The organism is Pseudomonas sp. B21-036 (assembly GCF_024748925.1).
GTDB lineage: Bacteria > Pseudomonadota > Gammaproteobacteria > Pseudomonadales > Pseudomonadaceae > Aquipseudomonas > Aquipseudomonas palmensis.
Genome location: NZ_CP087178.1, coordinates 2,812,360 through 2,833,295, shown reverse-complemented (window position 1 = coordinate 2,833,295; position 20,936 = coordinate 2,812,360). Strand labels below are relative to the sequence as shown.

The window sequence follows — 20,936 nt, the reverse complement described above, 5'->3', positions numbered from 1 at the left end:
TGAAAGCTTCGTCGGCAAGGCCGGCTCCCGCACAATCGTGTGAACGGCCCTCAGGCCCATAGGAGCCGGCCTTGCCGGCGAAGCGGTCGTCAGCTGGAGCGCGACACCCGCAGTGCCACCAGGCTGCCCACCACGATCAACCCCGCCAGCGAATACAATGCCACGTCGGTCGAGCCGGTCTGGTCCTTGATCCAGCCCACCAGGTACGGGCTGAGGAACCCGGCCATCTGGCCCACCGAGTTGATGATCGCCAGGCCCGCCACCGCAGTGCCCGCGGTGAGCAGGGCAGTGGGCATCGGCCAGAACATCGGCAGGCCGGTGAGCGCGCCCATGGTCGCGATGCTCAGGCCCAGTATCGCGATCACCGGGCTGTGGGCGAAGTTGACCGCCATCAGCAGCCCCACCGCGCCCATCAGCATCGGCACCACAAGGTGCCAGCGCCGCTCGTTGCGCAGGTCTGCCGAACGCCCCACCAGCAGCATGAACAGCCCGGCCAGCAGGTACGGGATGGCGCTCAGCCAGCCGATCAGCAGGGCATCGTCGAAACCCATGTTCTTGATGATCGATGGCAGCCAGAAGTTGATCGCATACACGCCGCTCTGGATGCAGAAGTAGATGAAGCCGAAGGTCCAGATCAACGGGTTGGCCAGCACCGACAGCAGGCTGTCGCTGGCGGTTTTCGGCTTGGCCGCCGCGTCAGCGTTCAGGTCGGCCTCAACCGCCTGGCGCTGCGCCGGGGTCAGCCAGCCGGCCTTGGCGTAGCCATCGCTGAGCAGCACGATCGCCAGACAGCCGAGCACCACGGTAGGCACGCCCTGGATCAGGAACATCCATTGCCAGCCGGCCAGGCCGCCCTGGCCGGCGGCGAAGTGGTTGAGAATCCACCCCGAGAACGGCCCGCCCAGCAGCCCCGACACCGGGATCGCCGACATGAACAGCGCCATGATGCGCCCGCGCCGCTGCGCCGGGAACCAACGCGAGAGGTACAGCACGATACCCGGGAAGAACCCCGCTTCGGCGGCGCCGGTGAACAGGCGCAGCACGTAGAACTCCATGGGGGTGGTGACGAACAGCAGGCAGGTCGACAGCGTGCCCCAGGCGATCATCATCAGCGCGATCCAGCGCCGTGGCCCGAAGCGGTTGAGCGCCAGGTTGCTGGGCAGGCCGCACAGCACGTAGCCGATGAAGAAGATGCCGGCACCCAGGCCGTAGATGGTTTCGCTGAACTTCAGCGCGTCGAGCATCTGCAACTTGGCGAAGCCGACGTTGACGCGGTCCAGGTAGTTGAACAGGTAACAGATGAAGATGAACGGGATCAGCCGCAGGGTGATGCGCCGGTACAGCGCGTTGCGGTCGATGTCGTGGCCTTGGTCAGGGGCAGGGCGGTATGACATGATTCTCTCTCTGTTTTTATGTTTATCGCCGCAACTGCGTCGAGGCAGTTGTCATGACGAGTCTGTTTGAGCCAGAGGACGCTGTCTTTGTGCTTTTGCACAGCCTTTGCGCTGCACCGCTGTGCCCTCGACCAACCATTGCGACCACAAGGATCCGCCCATGTTCGAGCTCGACCACGACCTGGCACAGGATATCGTCGACCGTGCGATGGCCATTCTGCCCTACAACGTCAATGTCATGGACAGCCAGGGGCTGATCCTGGGCAGTGGCGAGGCGCAGCGTATCAACACCCGCCACGAAGGCGCGCAACTGGTGCTGGCCAACGCGCGCATCGTCGAGCTCGACGAAGAGGCCGCCAGGTGCCTCAAGGGTGTGCAGCCGGGTGTGAACCTGCCGCTGCTGCTGGACGGGCGCCTGATCGGCGTGCTCGGCATCACCGGCGACCCGCAGCAGGTGCGCACCTACGCCGAACTGGTGCGCATGACCGCCGAGATGCTGCTGGCCCAACGGCACCTGCAAGTGCAGCAGCAGTGGCGCAAGCAGCGCTGCGACGACCTGCTGGCCTTGCTGCTGGGCGGCAACGGCGACGCCACCCGGCTGGTGGACGAGGCTCGGCAACTGGGTCTCAAACCCCAGCTCACGCGTATCCCGTGCCTGTTCGAGCTGGAGGAGGGCCCGGCCGCCGAGCCGCTGGCGGCCTGGCTGATGCTGCGCTACCCCGACAGCTGGTGCGTAAGCCCGGCACGTCAGTCGTTGCTGTGGTGCCGCCCGGCGACGGTGGCGCTGGACGAACAGCGCCTGCTGGACAAGATGCAGGCCCAGGGCTGGACCGTGCAGCGCCTGGCAGTTGCTGGCCCGGCCGAAGGGCTGGACAACCTGCGCCGCGGTTATCGTCGGGTGCGCGACCTGCTTGCCTACGGGCGCGAGGTACTGCCCCGCCAGCGCCTGCTGACCCTGGCGCGCTATCGGCTGCCGGCGCTGTTGTGGCGTCATCGCAACGACGATGCGCTGGACGAACTGCTGCAACCGCTGCAACGGCTGCGTGCCAAGGACAGCAACGGGCAGCTGCTGGCCACCCTGCGGGCCTGGTGCGCCCACGACGGGCAGAGCCAGGCGTGCGCCGAGGCGCTGGGCATTCACCGCAACAGCTTGCGTTACCGACTGGAACGGGTGGCCGAGTTGAGCGGGGTGGACCCGATGCGGCTGGAAGGGATGCTGAGCCTGTACCTGGGGTTGCAGTTGTTGCCCGTGCACAGTTGATTGCCTGTGCGGGCCGCTTGGTCGGTGCATTGTCCAACTGAACAAATAACCCTGCGCCCGCCTGTGCATCCGACCGACGCCCGCCGCCGGCGCAACTGTCAGCATGCAGCTCATCTGGATAAGGAGCACACCGCATGAAAATCGTCATCGCCCCCGACTCGTTCAAGGACAGCCTGAGCGCCGAAGACGTGGCCGCTGCCATCGCCCGGGGGCTGGCCGATGCCTTGCCACAGGCCGAGCTGGTCAGTTGCCCGATGGCCGATGGCGGCGAGGGCACCCTGCAGGCCCTGGTGGCGACCTGCAGCGGCGAACAGCGCAGCCTGCAGGTGCAGGGCCCGCTCGGCACACCGGTACTGGCCCACTGGGGCTGGCTGGCCGACAGCCACACCGCCATCATCGAAATGGCCCAGGCCAGCGGCCTGCAACTGCTCGGCCTCGCGCAGCGCGATGCTTGCCGCAGCAGCACCTATGGCACCGGGCAACTGATCGGCGCGGCGCTGGATGCCGGGGCACAGCGCATCATCCTGGCCATCGGCGGCAGTGCCACCAACGATGCCGGCAGTGGGATGCTGCGAGCGCTGGGGCTGCGGCTGTTCGATGCCCAGGGCGCTGAACTGGCACCGGGCGGCCTGGCCCTGGCGCACCTGGCCCGGCTGGACAGCAGCGGGCTGGACCCGCGCCTGCTCGACGTGCAGGTGGAAGTGGCCGCAGACGTCGACAACCCACTGTGCGGGGCCAATGGTGCCTCGGCGATCTTCGGCCCGCAAAAGGGGGCGAGCCCCGCCCAGGTCGCCTTGCTCGACCATGCACTGGGGCACTTTGCCGACCATTGCGCCGGCCTGCTGGAGGAAGACGTTCGGGCGTTTCCGGGCTGTGGCGCAGCGGGCGGCATGGGCTTTGCGGCCAAGGCCTTCATGGGCGCGCAGTTTCGTGCTGGGGTCGAAGTGGTGGCCGAGCTGGCCGGGCTGGAGGCGGCGGTACGCGGTGCCGACCTGGTGATCACCGGAGAGGGGCGCTTCGATGCGCAGACCCTGCGCGGCAAGACCCCGTTCGGTGTGGCGCGCATAGCCAGGCGTCACGGCGTGCCGGTGGTGGTGATTGCCGGCACCCTGGGCGAGGGCTATCAGGCGCTGTATGAGCATGGCATCGATGCGGCATTTGCGTTGACCAGCGGGCCGATGAGCCTGCAGCAGGCGTGCGAGCAGGCGGCGCCGCTGCTGCGTGACAGGGCGCGGGACATCGCGCGGCTGTGGGCCTTGCACCAGGGTCTGTAACAAGCCCACTACTGCTTCGCCGGCAAGGCCGGCGCCTACAGACAGCGGCCAACCTGTAGGCGCCGGCCTTGCCGGTTATATACATAGATCAGCAACTGGCAACTGTTCGCCTGGCAACACCCTCCCGACACTAGCCCTCGAATACAACACTCGATTACTTGCCGCTTTATAACTAAACCCCTTTAAACAAGGCACTTCGCCAGTTGGCACGCTCGCTGCAATAGTCCCTGTGAGATTGACTATACCAATAGAAACTCGCCTAATTTTAATCAGGTGGGGAGCAAGACCTTGAAACGCGTGCATTGGGCAACTTCGGCAGTATTGCGACATTCATCCCTGTTCGCTGTAAGCAGCGCACTATTAACCTTCATCCCGTTGGCCTCGGCTGCCGACACCGACACCAGCGGCGACAAGCGCCTGGGTACGGTTACCGTGCAGGCCGCCAAACAGAGCCCTGTGCAGGCGGCGCAGAGCAAACTCGACGAGGTCGCCGGCGGTACCAGCCTGGTCACCCAGGCTGAAGTCGAAAAGGGCCGCTCGGCCACCCTGGAAGACACCCTGGCGTACCAGCCCGGCGTCTACGCCCAAGCTGCCGGTGGCAACGATGCCATCAAGATTTCCATTCGCGGCTCCGGCGCCAATACCTCGCCCGGCTATTTTCGCGAAGGCACAAAGTTTCTCTTCGACGGCCTTGCACTGACCGGCGCCGGTGGCACGCCCTATGAACTTCTGGATACCCAGGGCCTGAACTACACCGAAGTACTGCGCGGTGCCAACGCCTTCGAATACGGCGCACTTTCACTGGGGGGCGCGATCAACTTCGTGACCAACTCCGGGCTGACCGCACCGGGCAACCGCATCAAGCTCGAAGGCGGCAGTTTCGGCTGGCAGAAGCAGACCCTGAGCACCGGCGGCGTGGCCGGCAATGCCGACTACTACGTCAGCGTCGACAACGCTCGCCGCGACGGCTACCAGGACTTCACCTTCACCAAGGCCAAGGGGGTGGTCAGCAACTTCGGCTACCGCTTCAACCCCAAGCTCGAAACCCGTCTGTACATCCGCTACCGCGAGGAATACCACGAGAACTCGGGCACCCTGACCCTGGCGCAGCTCAAAAAGAACTCCAAACAGACCAACGCCGCCACCTACGCCACCCGTGGCGACTCCACCAAGCGCGGCTCGACCTGGGTCGGCAGCAAGACCACCTACACCTTCGATGACGATGCCACCCTCGAAGCCGGGCTGGTGTACCACAACTACCCGCAGATCCTCAGCCGCAAGAGCACCGTCAACCCCAACTACTGGGACTGGCGCGACATCAACTACTCGCTCAAGTACAGCCGCACCGACCAGCTGTTCGGCCTGCCCAGCACCACCACCGCGGGCTGGAGCAGCACCCAGCACATCCGTTCCGGCGCACGCACCTACAAGGGCGACAAGGACCTGGGCATTCTGCAGAAGCAGGTCGAGTACGACGGCTCGTTCGACCATGTGTTCACCCTGGGCAACGACCTGGGCCTGACCGACAACCTGTACCTGGCCACCGGCGTTTCGGCGATCGAGATCAAGCGTGACATCAACGTCACCTACAGCGACCGCCCCAACACCAGCGGCCTGCCCAGCCACTACAAGTACGACGAGTGGAAGCTGGCCCCGCGTATCGGCCTGCGCTACTACATCGCCCCGGACGTGCAACTGTTCGCCAACGCCAGCCGCACCATCGACCCGCCAAGCTCCTGGTCCAGCTCCGGCTCCGGGGTCACCAGCAACTATGCCAAGCCACTGGTGCCGCAAGCGGCCAACACCGTGGAGTTCGGTATCAAGGGCAAGTCGGGGATCTTCGACGGCAGCCTGGCGTTCTACAAATCCTGGGTCAAGAACGAGCTGCTCAACGTCGAAGTGCTGCCGGCCACTGCCACCTCTGCTGCGGTGGTGTCCACCTCCAATGCCACGCCCACCATCCACCAGGGCATCGAGGCCGGCCTGAGCACCCGCCTGTGGGAAGGCGCCAACGGTGACAGCCTGACCTGGCGCCAGGCCTACACCCTCAACGACTTCCACTACGAGAACGACCCGCTGTTCAAGAAGAACGAACTGCCGGGCCTGCCCAAGCACGTGTATCAGGGCGAGCTGCAGTACCAGTGGGCCAGCGGTTTCTACGCCGGGGTCAACGTGCGCACCGCCTCCAAGACGTCGGTGGACTACGCCAACAGCTTCTACGCGCCGTCCTACACGCTGTGGGGCGCGCGCCTGGGTTACGACGACCCGGGCAAGACCTGGCAGGTGTACCTGGACCTGAAGAACATCACCGACCAGGACTACGTGACCGCCGTGCTGCCGACCTACAACTCCCAGGGCAGGGACGTCGCGTCGCTGTACCCGGGCGACGGCTTCGGCGCCTTCACCGGCGTGACCTACAACTTCTAAGCCAGCGCGGCCAGCGCCGACGTGCACCTGCACGCGGTGCTGGCGGAGGAAGCACATGACCCTGATCACAAGGCTCGCACGCCTGGCCGTACTCGCCAGCGTGGTGGCGCTGGGCGCCTGCAAGCCGGCCAGCGAAGCGCCGCGCAACAGCGTATCGAGCGCCGACGGCGTGCTGCGCGACGGCAGCGTGAGCTACGCCGCCGAGGACTACCGCGAAGCCGCGCCGGGCAAGCCGGGCGGCACGCTGCGCATTTCCACGGCGTCCGACACCACCACCCTGGACGTGCATTCGATTTCCCACGGCAACGTGCAGTGGCTGGGGCGCATCCTGTTCGACTGCCTGCTGTACCAGGACGAGCAGGGCAACATCTCGCCGTGGCTGGCCAAGTCGTGGGACATCTCGCCGGACGGCAAGACCTACACCTTCCACCTGCGCGATGACGTGACCTTCAGCGACGGCGAGAAATTCAACGCCCGCGCCGTGCAGATCAACCTGGAGCACATGCGCGACCCGGCCACCAAGTCGCCGCTGGCCGCCGCGTACATCGCGCCCTACGTGGACGGGCGCATCGTCGACGAGTACACCTTCGAGGCGCACCTGCGCGAACCCTATTCGCCGTTCCTGGACGTGCTGGCGCAGTCCTGGCTGAGCATGATCTCGCCGCGCCAGATCCTCGAGGCGCCCAAGTCCATCGCCGAGCACGCCATCGGTTCGGGGCCCTTCGTGCTGGAAAGCTACACCCGCGACCAGGGCGCCACCTTTGTCAGGCGCAAGGGCTACAACTGGGCGCCCCCGGTGACCCGGCACAACGGCGAGGCCTACCTGGACCGCCTGGAACTGAGCATCGTGCCCGAGCCGATGATCCGCTTCAGCGCGCTCGAGTCCGGCCAGTCGGACTTCACCGTGGACGCGCCGGCGCAGAACGCCAGGGCCATTCGCAGCAACCCCGACCTGCAGATGAGCAGCCGCATCCGCAAGGCCAACCCGTTTCGCAGCCTGACCTTCAACGTCGAGCAGTTCCCGTTCCAGGACGTGCAGGTGCGCCGCGCCGTGGCCAAGGCCATCGATCGCGACGGCCTGGCCTGGATCACCGGCTTTGGCGAGTACCAGCCCAAGGGCGATTTCCTGGCCGCCAACACCCGCTACTACGACCCCGCGTTCAAGGATGTGCTGGCTTATGACGTGGCCGAGGCCAACCGCATTCTCGACCAGGCCGGCTGGACCGAACGTGACGCCAGGGGCTACCGGGTCAAGGACGGCCAGCGCCTGTCGGCGCGCCTGCTGATGTACGAGACCGGCGCCTTCCCCGGTAGCGTGGCAGTGGCCATCCAGGCCGACCTCAAGAAGGTCGGTTTCGAGCTGGCCATCGATCTGCTGCCCCTGGCCCAGGTCACCGAGCGCCGTTATGCCAGCAACTTTCAGGCAATCGCCGGCGGCTACTGGCACACCAACACCCCCGACGGGCTGTACATCCTCTATCACAGCAATGCGATCAGCACGCCCAAGCTCATCGGCCAGAACGCCGGGCGCTTTCGCGATGACGCCCTCGATGCGGCGCTGTCGGCGGCGCGCCGTTCCACCGACCCGGTGGAGCTGGCCGCGCTGTACCGCACCGCGCAGCAACGCCTGGTGGAAACCGTGCCGGCCGTACCGGTGTACGAGAGCCATGTGCTGGTGGCCTACCGCAAGGCGGTCAAGGGCGTGATCTTCGATACCTCGCACAACACCCCGTTCTTCACCAGCATATGGCTCGACCAGGAGGCCCGATGAACACCCTGCGCCTGATACTCCGTCGGCTGCTGGCCGGCATCGGCGTGCTCTGGGGCGCGGCGACCCTGACCTTCCTGGCCTTGAACCTGAGCGCCGGCGACCCGGCACTGGCCATCCTCGGCGGGCCGGAGGCGATGCCCAGTGCCGAGCTGATCGCCCAGGTGCGCGCCGAATACGGCCTGGATCAGCCGTTGATCGTGCAGTACGGCCATTACCTGGGGCGCCTGGCCCAGGGCGACCTGGGCGAGTCGTACCGCCTGCGCATCCCGGTGGGGCAGATCATCGCCGGGCAACTGGGCGCCACCGTGCAACTGTCGCTGGCCGCGGCGGTACTGGCGGTGCTGCTGGCCGTGCTGGTCGCCGTGCTCACCGCCAATCGCGCGCCATGGCTGCGCTCGCTGGTGTCGGGCACGGAGCTGGTGCTGTCGTCGGCGCCCTCGTTCGTGATCGGCCTGGGCCTGCTGCTGGTGTTCGCATTCGGCTGGCACCTGCTGCCGCCGTCCGGCTCCAGCGGCTGGCAGGCGCTGATACTGCCGAGCGTGGCGCTGGCCTTGCCGGTGGCGGCGGTGCTCAGCCAGGTACTGCGCCAGGAACTGGAAGACATTCTCGAACAACCCTTCATCGCCATGGCGCGCGCCCGCGGCATGTCCGAAACCGGCGTGCGCCTCAAACACGCGCTGCGCCATGCGCTGGTGTCGCTGGTGACCCTTTCCGGCTTCGTGTTCGCCAGCCTGCTCGGCGGTGCGGTGGTGATCGAGCTGCTGTTCTCGCGCCAGGGCATCGGCCGGCTGATGCTCGACGCCGCAACATCCAAGGACGTGCCGCTGCTGCTGGGCATCACCCTGCTGGCGGCGGCGATCTACGTGGTCGTGAACTTTCTCGTCGACCTGATCAATCACTGGGTGGACCCGCGTGCCAAGGCCGTGTGATGCCACCCCCAAGCAAGGACCTGTCATGACCCAATCCAATTCCTACACTGCGCTGCAGGCGCGCTTCAAGCCGCTGTTCGCACAGATCGGCGAGGGTGCGGTGGCGCGAGAGCAGCAGCGCGAACTGGCCTTCGAGGCCGTGGCGTTGCTGCGCGATGCCGGCTTCACGGCGCTGCGCGTGCCCCAGGCGCATGGGGGGGCCGGCATCAGCCTGCCGGTGCTGTTTGGCCTGCTGATCGACCTGGCCGAGGCCGACTCCAACCTGCCGCAGATCGTACGCGCGCACTTCGGTTTCGTCGAAGGGCGGCTGTCGGCCCGCGAACCGGCGTCCCAGGACTACTGGTTCGCCAAGGTGGTGGCCGGGCAGCTGTGGGGCGCGGCAATGGCCGAGCGCAGCGACAGCAGCACCAACTCGGTCAGCCTGGAGGCCGCCGAGGAGGGCTGGCGCCTGAACGGCGAGAAGTACTACTGCACCGGCACTATCTACGCCGACTGGGTGGCGGCCGTGGCCATGCACGACAAGGATTTCGTCAGCGTGGTGGTGGCAGTGGACGCCCCCGGCGTGACCCGTGAAGACGACTGGGACGGTTTCGGCCAGCGCCTGAGCGGCAGCGGCACCACACGCTTCGAGCAGGTGGCGGTGCCCGAGCAGCATGTGCTGCGCCGCTTCAAGCCCGGCGAGCTGCGCGCCGAGTCGTACATCTCGGCGTTCTATCAGCTGTTCCACCTCGCCACCCTGGCCGGCATCGCCCGCGCCGCGCTGCGCGATGCCACCGCCTTCGTCCAGGGCCGCACCCGCGCCTTCGGCGTGCCGGGCCAGTCCAGCCCCAAGGACGACCCGCTGGTGCAGCGGGTGATCGGACGCCTGTCGAGCCTGGCCTATGCCAGCGAAACCCTGGTGCTGGCTGCCGCCGAGGTACTCGAGCGGGTACACCAGGCCGAGCTGAACGACAGCGCCCAGGAAGCCGACTACGTCGAGGCCGATATCCGCACCTTCCAGGCCCAGCAGATCGTGCTGGAGCAGGTGCTGGAAGTCACCACCCTGCTGTTCGAGGTGGGCGGCGCGTCGGCCACCAGCCAGGCCCGGCGCCTGGACCGGCACTGGCGCAATGCGCGCACCCTGGCCTCGCACAACCCGGCGATCTACCGCGAGCGCGCGCTGGGCAACTACTACCTCAACGGCGTCAGCCCCGGTGCTGCCTGGCGTGCGCTGCATGCCCAGGACGGCACCACCGTGCGCGACGAAGCCAGCGCGGTGTAACCGCCTTCATTCAGGAGCAGCAGCCATGAGCCAGACCGCAAGACAGATGAGCATCGGCATGAACATCCTCGGCTTCGGCGCGCATGCCAGCGCCTGGCGCAAGGCCGAAGTACCGGCCAACGCCTACCTCGACGTCGAGTACTACCGCAATATCGCGCGCATTTCCGAGCGGGGGTGCCTGGACGCGATCTTCCTCGCCGACGGCCCGGCGCTGGCGGGCGACATCGCCCAGCACCCGGCCGGGCGCCTGGAACCGACCGTGCTGCTGACGGCCGTGGCCCTGGCCACCCGGCACATCGGGGTGATCGCCACCGCGTCCAGCAGCTACAACGACCCGTTCAACCTGGCGCGGCGCTTCAGCTCGCTGGACCACATCAGCGGCGGCCGGGCGGCCTGGAACGTGGTGACCAACGCCGGCGACGCCGCCGCGCAGAACTTCGGCCTGGCCGGTGCGCCGCGCCATGTGGACCGCTATGCGCGGGCCGACGAGTTCATCGACGTGACCCTCAAGCTGTGGGACAGCTGGGAGGACGACGCGATCATCGGCAACGCCGCCAGCGGCCAGTTCGCCGACCCGCACAAGGTGCACAGCATCGACTTCGTGGGCGAGCATTTTTCGGTCAAGGGGCCGCTCAACCTGCCGCGCTCGCCGCAAGGCCGGCCGGTGCTGGTACAGGCCGGCTCGTCCGAGGGCGGCAAGGCCCTGGGCTCGCGCTATGCCGACGCGATCTTCACCACCCAGACCACCTTGCCCGACGGCCAGGCGTTCTATCAGGAGATGAAACAGCGCGCACGCCAGTGGGGCCGCAACCCCGATCACCTGAAGATCATGCCGGGGCTGTCCACCGTGATCGCCAGCACCGAGGCCGAAGCCCGTGCGCGCTTCGATGAACTGAACGCCTACAGCGGCGAGGCGGGGCTGGTGCAGCAACTGGCGTTTCGCATCGGCCTGCCCCCCGACGAACTGGACCTGGACGCGCCGCTGCCGTGGGAGCGTATTGGCCCGGTCAGCGAATTCGAGCGCGGCTCGCACGGTTTTCTCGAAGCCCAGTTGAACCTGGCACGGCGCGAGAACCTGACCATCCGCGAACTGTCGCGGCGCATCCTGGTGGGCCACCGCCTGCTGGTGGGCACCCCGGAACAGGTCGCCGACACCCTGGAGCACTGGTTCCGCGCCGGCGCAGCCGATGGCTTCAACATCATGCCCGACATGTTCCCCTCGGGGGTCGAGGTGTTCGTCGACCAGGTGGTGCCGCTGCTGCAGCAGCGCGGGGTGTTCCGCCGTGAATACACCGGCAGCACCCTGCGCGACCACCTGGGCCTGCCGTACCCGGCCAGCCAGTACCAACGTGCGGCAGAGGCCGTCTGAACCGATTAGCGAGGCACACCCCATGAACTACCGCACACTGGGCAACAGCGACATCAAGGTCAGCGTCATCGGCCTGGGCACCATGACCTGGGGCCACCAGAACAGCGAGCAGGACGCCCACCAGCAGCTGGACCTGGCGCTGGACCACGGTGTCAACCTGGTCGACACCGCCGAGATGTACCCGACCCCGACCCATGCCGACACCTGGGGCAGCACCGAGCGCTTCATCGGCACCTGGCTGGCCCGGACCGGCCGGCGCAGCGATATCGTGCTGGCCAGCAAGATCGTCGGCCCCACGCGCAACCCCGGCAGCGGCACGCATATCCGCGACGGCCTCAGCCGCCACGACCGCGCCAACATCGTCGCCGCGCTGGACGGCAGCCTCAAGCGCCTGCAGACCGACCACCTGGACCTGTACCAGCTGCACTGGCCCGACCGCAGCACCAACTTCTTCGGCCAGCGCGAATACCCGTATGTCGACGATCCGCAGGCCATTGCCATCGGCGAAACCCTGCAGGTGCTGGCCGAGCAGGTGCAGGCGGGCAAGGTCCGCCATATCGGCGTGTCCAACGAAACCCCGTGGGGGGTAGGGCAGTTCCTGCGCCAGGCCGAGGTGCTGGGGCTGCCGCGCATCGTCAGCATCCAGAACCCCTACAGCCTGCTCAACCGCCTGTACGAAGGCGGCCTGTCGGAATTCAGCCACCGCGAAGGGGTGGGCCTGCTGGCCTATTCGCCGCTGGCCTTCGGCGCGCTCACCGGCAAGTACCTGGGCGGCGCACGGCCCGAAGGTTCGCGCCTGTCGTCGGTGTACCGCACCTTCAACCGCTACGACAGCGCGTCGGCGCAGCAGGCCATTGCCGCCTACGTGGCACTGGCCCGCGAGCTGGACGTGAGCCCCGCGCAACTGGCCCTGGCTGCGGTGATCGGCAAGCCGTTCGTCAGCAGCGCCCTGACCGGGCAGACGAGCCTGGCGCAACTGCGCGAGAACATCGGCGCGCTTGAGCTGCAACTGAGCGGCGAGACCCTGGCGCGCATCGAGCAGATCCACGCGCACACCCCGAACCCGGCGCCCTGAGCCGCAACCCCTAGCCTGTGGAGGTGCCCATGGCGCCCATCAATCAAAGCGCGAGCGTCGGCCTGATTGCCGCCGAGCCGCTATTCGTGGCCCGGCGGCGCAAGGTGCGGCGCTGGGCCATCCGCCCGGGCCTGGTGCTGGCCGGGCTGTTCGTGCTGCTGCTGGTGATTGCGGCCATCCAGCCGCACTGGCTGGTGGCGGGCGACCCGCTGGAGGCCAGTGCGCGCCAGGCGTTTCGTGCCCCCGACAGCCTGTACTGGCTGGGTACCGACGAAAACGGCCGCGACATCCTCACCCGGCTGGTGTACGCGGTGCGCCCGTCGCTGGTGCTGGGCCTGTCGGCCACCGCCATCGGCCTGCTGCTGGGCACCCTGTTCGGCCTGGCGGCGGGGCTCGGCCCGCGCTGGCTGGACGGTGCGGTGATGCGCGGGGTGGATGTGCTGCTGGCATTCCCCGACCTGCTGCTGGCCCTGGTGATCATCACCTTCTTCGGCCAGGGCCAGTTGAACACCATCATTGCCGTGGGCATCGCCAGCGTGCCGCGCTATGCACGCCTGGTGCGCGCACAGGCCCTGGTGGTGCGCGGTGCCGGCTATGTCGAGGCCGCCACCACCCTGGGCCTGGGCCGGCACGCGGTGATCCTGCGCCATGTACTGCCCAATGCGATCAAGCCGATCCTGATCCTGGCCACCATCGGCATCGGCGGCAACATCGTCTCGGGCGCCGCCCTGAGCTTTCTGGGCTTTGGCGCGCCGCCGCCGGAGCCGGAGTGGGGCGGCATGCTCGCCGTGGGCCGCAACTACCTGGCCAACGCCTGGTGGCTGGTGGCCTGGCCCGCCCTGGCAATCACATTGACCGTGGTCTCGATCAGTACGATCGGCCGCGAACTGCTGCGCCGCAGCGAAGGTAAACGCCCATGAGTCGCGCACCGCTTATCGATGTACAGGACCTGCACGTGCGCTTTGGCGCCCAGGCCGTGCCCACCCTCAAGGGCATCAGCTTCCAGCTGCACCAGGGCGAGTGCCTGGCGCTGGTGGGCGAGTCGGGCTCGGGCAAGAGTGTCACCTCACGCACGCTGGCCGGGCTGACCGGCGCCCATGCCCAGGTGCAGGCCAGCCGCCTGGACTTTGCCGGGCACGACCTGCGCGAGTTCGACGAGCGCACCTGGCGCCAGGTGCGCGGCGCGCAGATCGGCTTCGTGATGCAGGATGCCCTGGGCGCGCTGGACCCCTTGCGCCCGGTGGGCAAGGAGATCGCCGAGCCGCTGCAGCTGCATACCGGGCTCGACCGCGCGCAGCGCCAGGCCCGGGTGATCGAGCTGCTGCGCGCCGTCGGCGTGCCGCAGCCGGAACTGCGCGCCCGCCAGTACCCGTATCAACTGTCGGGCGGGCTGCGCCAGCGGGCGCTGATCGCCTCGGCCATCGCCTGCAACCCGCGCCTGTTGATTGCCGACGAGCCGACCACCGCGCTGGACGCCACGGTACAGGCGCAGGTGCTGAGCCTGCTCGAATCGCTGCGTGGCGAGAACACCGCGATGCTGATCGTGAGCCACGACCTGGCGGTGGTGTCGCGCCTGGCCAACCGCGTGGCGGTGATGCACAACGGCGTGATCGTCGAGCAGGGCAGCGTCGAGGCGGTGCTGCACGACCCGCAGCACCCCTACACGCAGTTTCTGCTGCGTGCCGGCCGGGCGGTGCACTTTCGGCGCACGCCGGGGGCAGCACGAACGCCGTTGGCCATCGTGGCGCCGACCCAGGAGCCACCGCTGTTGCAGGTGCGCCAGCTGAGCAAGGCGTTCAAGGGCCCGGACGGGCAGATGCGCACCGTGGTCAACCAGGTGTCGCTGCAACTGCGCCGCGGCAAGACCCTGGGCATCGTCGGCGAGTCGGGCTCGGGCAAGACCACCCTCACTCGCATGATCCTGGGCCTGGAAACCCCCGACAGCGGCGATATCCAGATCAAGGGCCAGCCCTGGCTGAAGCTTTCCGAGGCGCACAAGCGTCAGTTGCGGCGCAGCATCCAGGTGGTGTTCCAGGACCCGCTGAGCTCCTTCGACCCACGCTACAACGTGCAGCGCGTGCTGTTCGAGGCGCTGGAGGTGGCCGGGCACAAGCGCGCCGACTGGCGCAGGCGGGCCGAGGAACTGCTGGGCCTGGTACGCCTGGACGCGGCGCTGCTCGACCGGCGCCCCATCGAGCTGTCGGGCGGGCAGCGCCAGCGCATCGCGATTGCCCGCGCGCTGGCCGCCGGGCCGCAGATTCTGGTGTGCGACGAGCCGGTGTCGGCGCTGGACGTGTCGGTACAGGCGCAGATCCTCGAACTGCTCGACGACCTCAAGCAGCGCCTGGGCCTGGCGTGCCTGTTCATCTCCCACGACCTGGGGGTGATCAACCAGGTCAGCGACGAGGTGCTGGTGATGAAGGACGGCGTGGCGGTGGAGAGCGGGGCGGTACGCGACGTGTTCGACCACCCGCAGCATCCTTACACCCTGGCCTTGCTGGAGGCCATTCCGCACCTGGAAAGCGGCCGTCGTACCTCGTTCGAATTCCTCAAGTTGGCGATCTGAACCATGAGCCTGCATTTCTCGACCCGCCACACGCCGCGACGACGGCTGCACCACTGGAAGATCGACCACCTGCCGGACACGCCGCTGGCCTTCGTGCGCCTGTGCATCGGCAACTACAAGGTCTGGTACTCAAGCATCCTGCTGTTGCAGTGCATCGCCGTGGTCAGCGCGGTGCTGATCCCCTGGGCGCTGGGCCTGATCACCCGGCAGGTGACCGAGGCCGCCTCGGTACATGCCGCGCTGCCGGGGCTGGTGGCGCCCCTGAGCCTGTTCGGCACGCTGCTGGTGCTGGAAATGCTGAGCGCCCGCAGCGCCGCCGCCTGCCACATCAAGGTGCTGCCGCTGCAGCGGCGAACCGTGACCCATGCCTTGTTCGCCTACCTGCAACGCCATTCCCAGCGCTTTGTCAGCAGCGAGTTCGCCGGGGCGCTGGCGCACCGCATCGCCGAGGTGGCGCTGGGGGTCAACCAGACCCTGGGCATCCTGCTGTTCGACATGCTCGGCCTGGCGCTGACCCTGAGCCTGGCCACCGCCTTGCTGTGGAGCGCCTCGGGCCTGCTGGCCGCGTTCATGCTCGGCTGGTCGCTGCTGTTCATTGGCATTTGCTATGTCCTGGCGCGGCGCAGCCACCCGCTGGCGCAGCAGTATTCGGCGGCGCGCAGCACCAGCAACGGCAAGGTGGTGGACGCGGTGAGCAACCTCACCAACATCCGCCTGTTCGCCCGCCAGCCGTTCGAGCACGGCTACCTGGGGCACTACCTTGACCGCGAGGTGGACGCGGCCTACCGCTCGTTCTGGTACATGGAGAAGATCCGCTGGTTCCAGTCGGCCGGCGGCGTGGCCCTCAAGCTGGGCATGCTGGGGCTTGCGCTGCAGCAGTGGTACGTGGGGCGCATCGACATCGCCACCTTCGTCATGGCCACCAGCCTGTCGCTGCTGATCATCAATGACGTGAGCAACCTGTCGCGGCGCTTTCTGGAGTTCTTCGAGGCCACCGGCAACATCGCCAACGGCGTGCGCACCCTGGTGCGGCCCCACGAGGTGGTGGACCTTCCCGGCGCACGGGCGCTGCCGCCGGTGCGCGGCGACATCGAGTTTCGCGACGTGAGCTTCGGCTATGCGCCCGACAAGCCGATCTTCCAGCACCTGAACCTGGTGATCCCGGCGGGGCAGACCGTGGGCCTGGTGGGCACCTCGGGCTCGGGCAAGTCGAGCCTGCTCAACCTGCTGCTGCGCCTGTACGACGTCAACAGCGGCCAGGTGCTGGTGGATGGACGCGATGTGCGCGAAGTGACCCAGCATTCGCTGCACCAGCAGATCGGCCTGATCCCCCAGGAACCTGGCCTGTTCCACCGCAGCATCGGCGAGAACATCCACTACGGGCGCCTGGAGGCCAGCTTCGAAGACGTGGTGCATGCCAGCCGCCGCGCCGGCGCCGACGACTTCATCGACAGCATGGAACACGGCTACGACTCGCTGGTGGGCGAGCGCGGGGTCAAGTTGTCGGGTGGCCAGCGCCAGCGCATCGCGATTGCCCGGGTGTTGCTCAAGAACGCCCCGATCCTGGTGATGGACGAAGCCACCTCCAGCCTGGACTCGCTCACCGAGCGTTTCATCCAGGAAAAACTCGACGAAATCATGCACGGCAAGACCGTGCTGGTGGTCGCGCACCGCTTGTCCACGGTGGCGCACCTGGACCGCATCCTGGTGTTCGACAAGGGCCGCCTGATCGAGGACGGCAGCCATGCACAACTGCTGCGCCAGCGCGGCCAGTACCACCGGTTGTGGAGTCGCCAGGCCGCTGGCCAGTTCGACGAAACACCCGCTACCGAATCTGCCTGAGAGTTTTCAAACGCCCAAGGAGGCGCCCATGCCGCATTTGTCCGAAGTCCCCAAACACGCCCCCCAACACGCACTGACCAGCGTTGCGCACCTGCATCAACGCCTGGATGCCTTGCTTCCCGAGATTGCGGCCGGTGCAGCCGAGCGTGAACGTGAGCGCCAGCTGCCGTATGACGCCATACGCCAGCTGGCCGCCGCAGGGCTCTATACCGTGCGCATCCCGCTCGCCTACGGTGGCCCCGGCGGCTCGGTGAGCGACGTTATCGGCCTGCTGCTGCGGGTGGCCTCGGTGGACTCCAATGTGGCCCAGGCCCTGCGCCCGGGCTTTGCCTTCGTCGAAGGGCTGCTGGCCGCCGACCATAGCGGTGCAGAGCAGGAACGCCAGCGCTGGTTCGCGCGCTACCTGGACGGTGCCGTGCTGGGCAACGCAGGCTGGGAGGTGGGCGGCGCCAATGGCGCGATCAGCGCGCGCATCGTGCCCGATGGCGAGCACTTTCGCGTCAGCGGCAGCAAGTACTACAGCACGGGCGCGCTGTACGCCGACTGGGTCAGCGCCGTGGCGCTGGACGAACAGGACAGACCGGTGTCGTTCGTGCTGCCGCGCGATCGCCTGGGCCTGGAGCTGGTGGACGACTTCGACGCGATGGGCCAGCGCCTGACCGCCAGTGGCACCACGCGCCTGAACGATGTGCAGGTGCTGGCCAGCGAGATCCGTCCGCGCACCGTGGAAGAGGGCAAGCGCACCATCGTCACCCCGTTTCTGCAGTTGTTCCTCGCCACCGTGGAGGCCGGCATCGCGCGCAATGCCCAGGAGGATGCAGTGCGCTTTGCCCGCGAGCATGCGCGACCGATCAAGCACAGCAGCGCCAGCCAGTCGGTGGACGACCCCTATGTGCAACTGAGCGTGGGCGAAGTGGCCGCGCGCGCCTTCACCGCCGAAGCGGTGGTGCTCAAGGCCGCAGCGGTGATCGACCGCGCCTGGGCCCTGCAACTGGACCCGCAGGCGGTGGATCAGGCCGCCATCGACGTGGCCCAGGCCCAGTACATCGCCGCCGAATCGGCGCTGCGGGCCGCCGAGCTGCTGTTCGATGTGGGCGGTGCGTCCACCACCGGGCGCAGCCACAACCTCGACCGGCACTGGCGCAACGCGCGTACGGTGGCCAACCACAACCCGCGCCACTGGAAGGCCTCGGCGGTCGGCACCTGGTACCTCAAGGGCACGCCGCCGCCGACCTCGGGGCTGTTCTGAGTGACCATGGCCGAACCCCTGCCGGCCTTGCGGCCGGTTTCGCGCAAGGTGCCGATGATCATCGGCTGCGCGCTGTGCATGGAACTGATCGACTCCACCGTGGTGATGACGGCCTTGCCGCAGATGGCCAGCGACTTCGGCGCGCCGAGCGTGCGCATGAATCTGGTGGTGTCGCTGTACATGCTGGCCGCCGCGCTGTGCGTGCCGGTCAGTGGCTGGGCCGCCGACCGCTTCGGCCCACGACGGCTGTTCGTGGCGGCGATCGTGCTGTTCATCGTGTCGTCGCTGGCCTGCGCGGCATCCACCTCGCTGCTGCAGCTGTGCCTGGCGCGCATGCTGCAAGGCGCGGCGGGGGCGATGATGGTGCCGGTGGGGCAGGTGATCCTGCTGCGCTGGTCGCCGCGCGAAGACCTGATGCGCAACCTGTCGTACCTGACCATTCCGGCGCTGATCGGGCCCATGATCGGGCCGCCGCTGGGCGGGCTGATGGTGACGTTCGTGTCGTGGCACTGGATCTTCCTGATCAACCTGCCCATCGGCCTGGTGGGCATCGTGCTGGTGCTGCGCCATGTGCCGCATTATCCCGGGGTTCGTGCGCGGGCACTGGATGTGCGCGGGCTGCTGCTCAGCGGCACCGCGCTGGGGGCGCTGGTGTTCGGTTTCGAGGCGCTGGGCCACGGCCTGCTGCCACGAGCGTGGGTGGCAGTAATGATCGGGGCGGGGCTGCTGTGCGGCGCGTGGTACATCCGTCATGCACGGCGCTGCGCCGAACCGCTGCTGGACTTGTCGCTGCTGCGCATTCCCAGCTACCGCATCAGCTTCTGGGGCGGCAACCTGCTGCGCCTGGGCACCTCGTCTGGCCCGTTCCTGCTGGTGCTGATGTTTCAGCTGTGCTTTGGCCTGAGCCCGCTGCATGCGGGGCTGCTGACCCTGGCGGGTGGCGCGGGGGCGTTTCTGATGAAGCTGCTGGCAGTGCGCGTGGTGCGCCGCTTCGGCATCCGTCGCACGCTCACCGGCAATGCGCTGCTCACCGGGCTGACCCTGGGGGCCTGTGCCAGCTTTACCAGCGATACGCCGTACTGGGTGATCGTGCTGATGCTGTTCGCCAGCGCAGTGATTCGTTCGCTGCAGTTCAGCACCCTGGGCGCGCTGACCTATGCGGATGTACCGGCGGCGCTGAGCAGCCGGGCCAGCAGCCTGTCGGCGATGACGGTGCAGTTGAGCATGAGCCTGTCGGTGGGGCTGGCCGCCTCGCTGCTGGGGGTACTGATGAACCTGCGCGGGCACGCCACCCCCGTCACCAGCGACGTGGCCTGGGTGATGCTGCTGTGCGGGCTGGCGTGCATGGCCTCGGCACTGGTGTTCCGGCGCCTGGCAGCGGACGCCGGCAATGCGGTGTATGCCGCGCGTGGCTGATCAGATCGACAGGTTGAGCACCCGCTCGCCCTGGGTGGCGCCGGTGGGCCGGCGGCGATTGACCGCCAGTTCGCCGATCTTGATCAGGCGGGTACGCGTGACATTGCGGGTCAGGCCCAGCAGGTTGGCGGTGTGCACCTGGTTGTAGTGGCTGAAGCGGTAGGCCGCGCGCAACAGCGCGTCCTCGACCTGTTCGTGCAACGCGCCGGCCTGTTCCTCGAAGAGTTTCTGGAAGGCCCGTTCGAGCAGCGCCTGGGCCGAGTCGTCCTGGCTGGGGCTGTCGTCCTGGCGTTCGATGCGCATGTTCGACAGGCGCAGGTCGTCGTGCTCGATCAGGCCGTCGCGGCAGATCAGCAGGGTGTGGTGGATGACGTTTTCCAGCTCGCGGATGTTGCCCGGCCAGCCGTAGGTGCGCAGCTTGTGCTCGGCCTGGGCGCTCAGGCGCACCTGGCCGTAGCCCAGGCGCTGGCTGTAGGCATCGATGAAGTGGCGGGTCAGCGGCAGGATGTCGCCGGGGCGTTCGCGCAGCGGCACCAGCTCCAGGCTGACCACGTCCAGACGGTAATAGAGGTCTTCGCGAAAGTGCCCGGCATTGATCGCCTTTTCCAGCTGCACGTTGGTGGCGGCCAGTACCCGCACATCGATGGGAATGCTCTTGCGCGAGCCCAGGCGCACCACTTCGCGCTCCTGCAGCACGCGCAGCAGCTTGACCTGGATCGGCATCGGCAGGTCGCCGATCTCGTCGAGGAACAGGGTGCCGCCGTTGGCCTCTTCGAACCAGCCGGCCTTGGCCGCCAGGGCGCCGGTGAAGGCGCCTTTCTCGTGGCCGAACAGCTCGGCCTCGACCAGCGATTCGGAAAACGCGCCGCAGTTGACGGCCACGAACGGCTTGTCACGTCGCCCGCTCAGGTTGTGAATGTGGCGCGCCACCAGCTCTTTGCCGGTACCGGTCTCGCCGATGATCAGCACGCTGGCTTCGCTGGGCGCCACCTGTTGCAGGTGCGCCAGCAGCGCACGTGACTTGGGGTCTTCGAACACCTGCGCGGTGGCGCGGATCGAGGTGGCCAACGCGGGCGAGGGCGGTAGGGTCAACAATTGCATG

The 20,936-nt window shown here is 67.6% G+C and carries 15 protein-coding genes; 13 read left to right on the top strand and 2 right to left on the bottom strand.

Annotated elements, in window-relative coordinates; all coding sequences use genetic code 11:
* Positions 1–89: 89 nt before the first annotated feature.
* Complete coding sequence (locus LOY33_RS12595) at positions 90–1,394, bottom strand: MFS transporter (protein ID WP_078480999.1); 1,305 nt, start codon at positions 1,392–1,394, stop codon at positions 90–92.
* A 160-nt stretch (positions 1,395–1,554) separates the two neighbouring features.
* Here LOY33_RS12595 and LOY33_RS12590 point away from each other — a divergent pair, with 160 nt between their 5' ends.
* The 13 genes from LOY33_RS12590 to LOY33_RS12530 all read left to right on the top strand — a co-directional run bounded on the left by LOY33_RS12590 (position 1,555) and on the right by LOY33_RS12530 (position 19,834).
* Positions 1,555–2,655, top strand: a complete 1,101-nt coding sequence (locus LOY33_RS12590; RefSeq protein ID WP_258662855.1) for a sugar diacid recognition domain-containing protein — start codon at positions 1,555–1,557, stop codon at positions 2,653–2,655.
* 134 nt (positions 2,656–2,789) lie between these two features.
* Entirely contained in the window at positions 2,790–3,929 is a 1,140-nt protein-coding gene (locus LOY33_RS12585) for a glycerate kinase (protein WP_054914526.1), read from the top strand.
* Between the two features lie 297 nt (positions 3,930–4,226).
* The gene (locus LOY33_RS12580; RefSeq protein ID WP_229590261.1) at positions 4,227–6,356 is read left to right on the top strand and encodes a TonB-dependent receptor domain-containing protein; all 2,130 of its coding nucleotides are present in this window, start codon (positions 4,227–4,229) and stop codon (positions 6,354–6,356) included.
* A 55-nt stretch (positions 6,357–6,411) separates the two neighbouring features.
* Positions 6,412–8,127 carry an ABC transporter substrate-binding protein gene (locus LOY33_RS12575; RefSeq protein WP_258662854.1) on the top strand — a complete coding sequence of 572 codons (1,716 nt, stop codon included), beginning with the start codon at positions 6,412–6,414 and terminating at the stop codon, positions 8,125–8,127.
* The gene (locus LOY33_RS12570; protein ID WP_054914524.1) at positions 8,124–9,056 is read left to right on the top strand and encodes an ABC transporter permease; all 933 of its coding nucleotides are present in this window, start codon (positions 8,124–8,126) and stop codon (positions 9,054–9,056) included. Before LOY33_RS12575 ends, LOY33_RS12570 begins: the two co-directional genes overlap by 4 nt.
* 25 nt (positions 9,057–9,081) lie before the next feature.
* Positions 9,082–10,317: an acyl-CoA dehydrogenase family protein gene (locus LOY33_RS12565; protein ID WP_058540179.1), complete on the top strand. Its 1,236-nt coding sequence runs from the start codon at positions 9,082–9,084 to the stop codon at positions 10,315–10,317.
* Positions 10,318–10,342: 25 nt separating this feature from the next.
* Positions 10,343–11,686 (top strand): LLM class flavin-dependent oxidoreductase, encoded by a 1,344-nt coding sequence (locus LOY33_RS12560; RefSeq protein WP_054914522.1) that lies wholly within the window; start codon positions 10,343–10,345, stop codon positions 11,684–11,686.
* 22 nt (positions 11,687–11,708) lie between these two features.
* Positions 11,709–12,761, top strand: coding sequence for an NADP(H)-dependent aldo-keto reductase (locus LOY33_RS12555; protein ID WP_078480993.1), 1,053 nt, complete (start codon positions 11,709–11,711; stop codon positions 12,759–12,761).
* Between the two features lie 29 nt (positions 12,762–12,790).
* Complete coding sequence (locus tag LOY33_RS12550) at positions 12,791–13,681, top strand: ABC transporter permease (protein ID WP_063611979.1); 891 nt, start codon at positions 12,791–12,793, stop codon at positions 13,679–13,681.
* Positions 13,678–15,327: an ABC transporter ATP-binding protein gene (locus tag LOY33_RS12545; RefSeq protein WP_058540182.1), complete on the top strand. Its 1,650-nt coding sequence runs from the start codon at positions 13,678–13,680 to the stop codon at positions 15,325–15,327. The genes LOY33_RS12550 and LOY33_RS12545 overlap by 4 nt, the downstream gene beginning before the upstream one ends.
* A gap of 3 nt (positions 15,328–15,330) precedes the next feature.
* Positions 15,331–17,169, top strand: coding sequence for an ABC transporter ATP-binding protein (locus LOY33_RS12540; protein ID WP_258662852.1), 1,839 nt, complete (start codon positions 15,331–15,333; stop codon positions 17,167–17,169).
* A 28-nt stretch (positions 17,170–17,197) separates the two neighbouring features.
* The gene (locus tag LOY33_RS12535) at positions 17,198–18,418 is read left to right on the top strand and encodes an acyl-CoA dehydrogenase family protein (protein ID WP_043862769.1); all 1,221 of its coding nucleotides are present in this window, start codon (positions 17,198–17,200) and stop codon (positions 18,416–18,418) included.
* Between the two features lie 6 nt (positions 18,419–18,424).
* Positions 18,425–19,834: an MFS transporter gene (locus tag LOY33_RS12530; RefSeq protein ID WP_231390590.1), complete on the top strand. Its 1,410-nt coding sequence runs from the start codon at positions 18,425–18,427 to the stop codon at positions 19,832–19,834.
* On the opposite strand, the gene LOY33_RS12525 is transcribed toward LOY33_RS12530, so the two are convergent.
* The gene (locus tag LOY33_RS12525; RefSeq protein ID WP_043862771.1) at positions 19,835–20,935 is read right to left on the bottom strand and encodes a sigma-54-dependent Fis family transcriptional regulator; all 1,101 of its coding nucleotides are present in this window, start codon (positions 20,933–20,935) and stop codon (positions 19,835–19,837) included.
* Position 20,936: the final 1 nt, after the last annotated feature.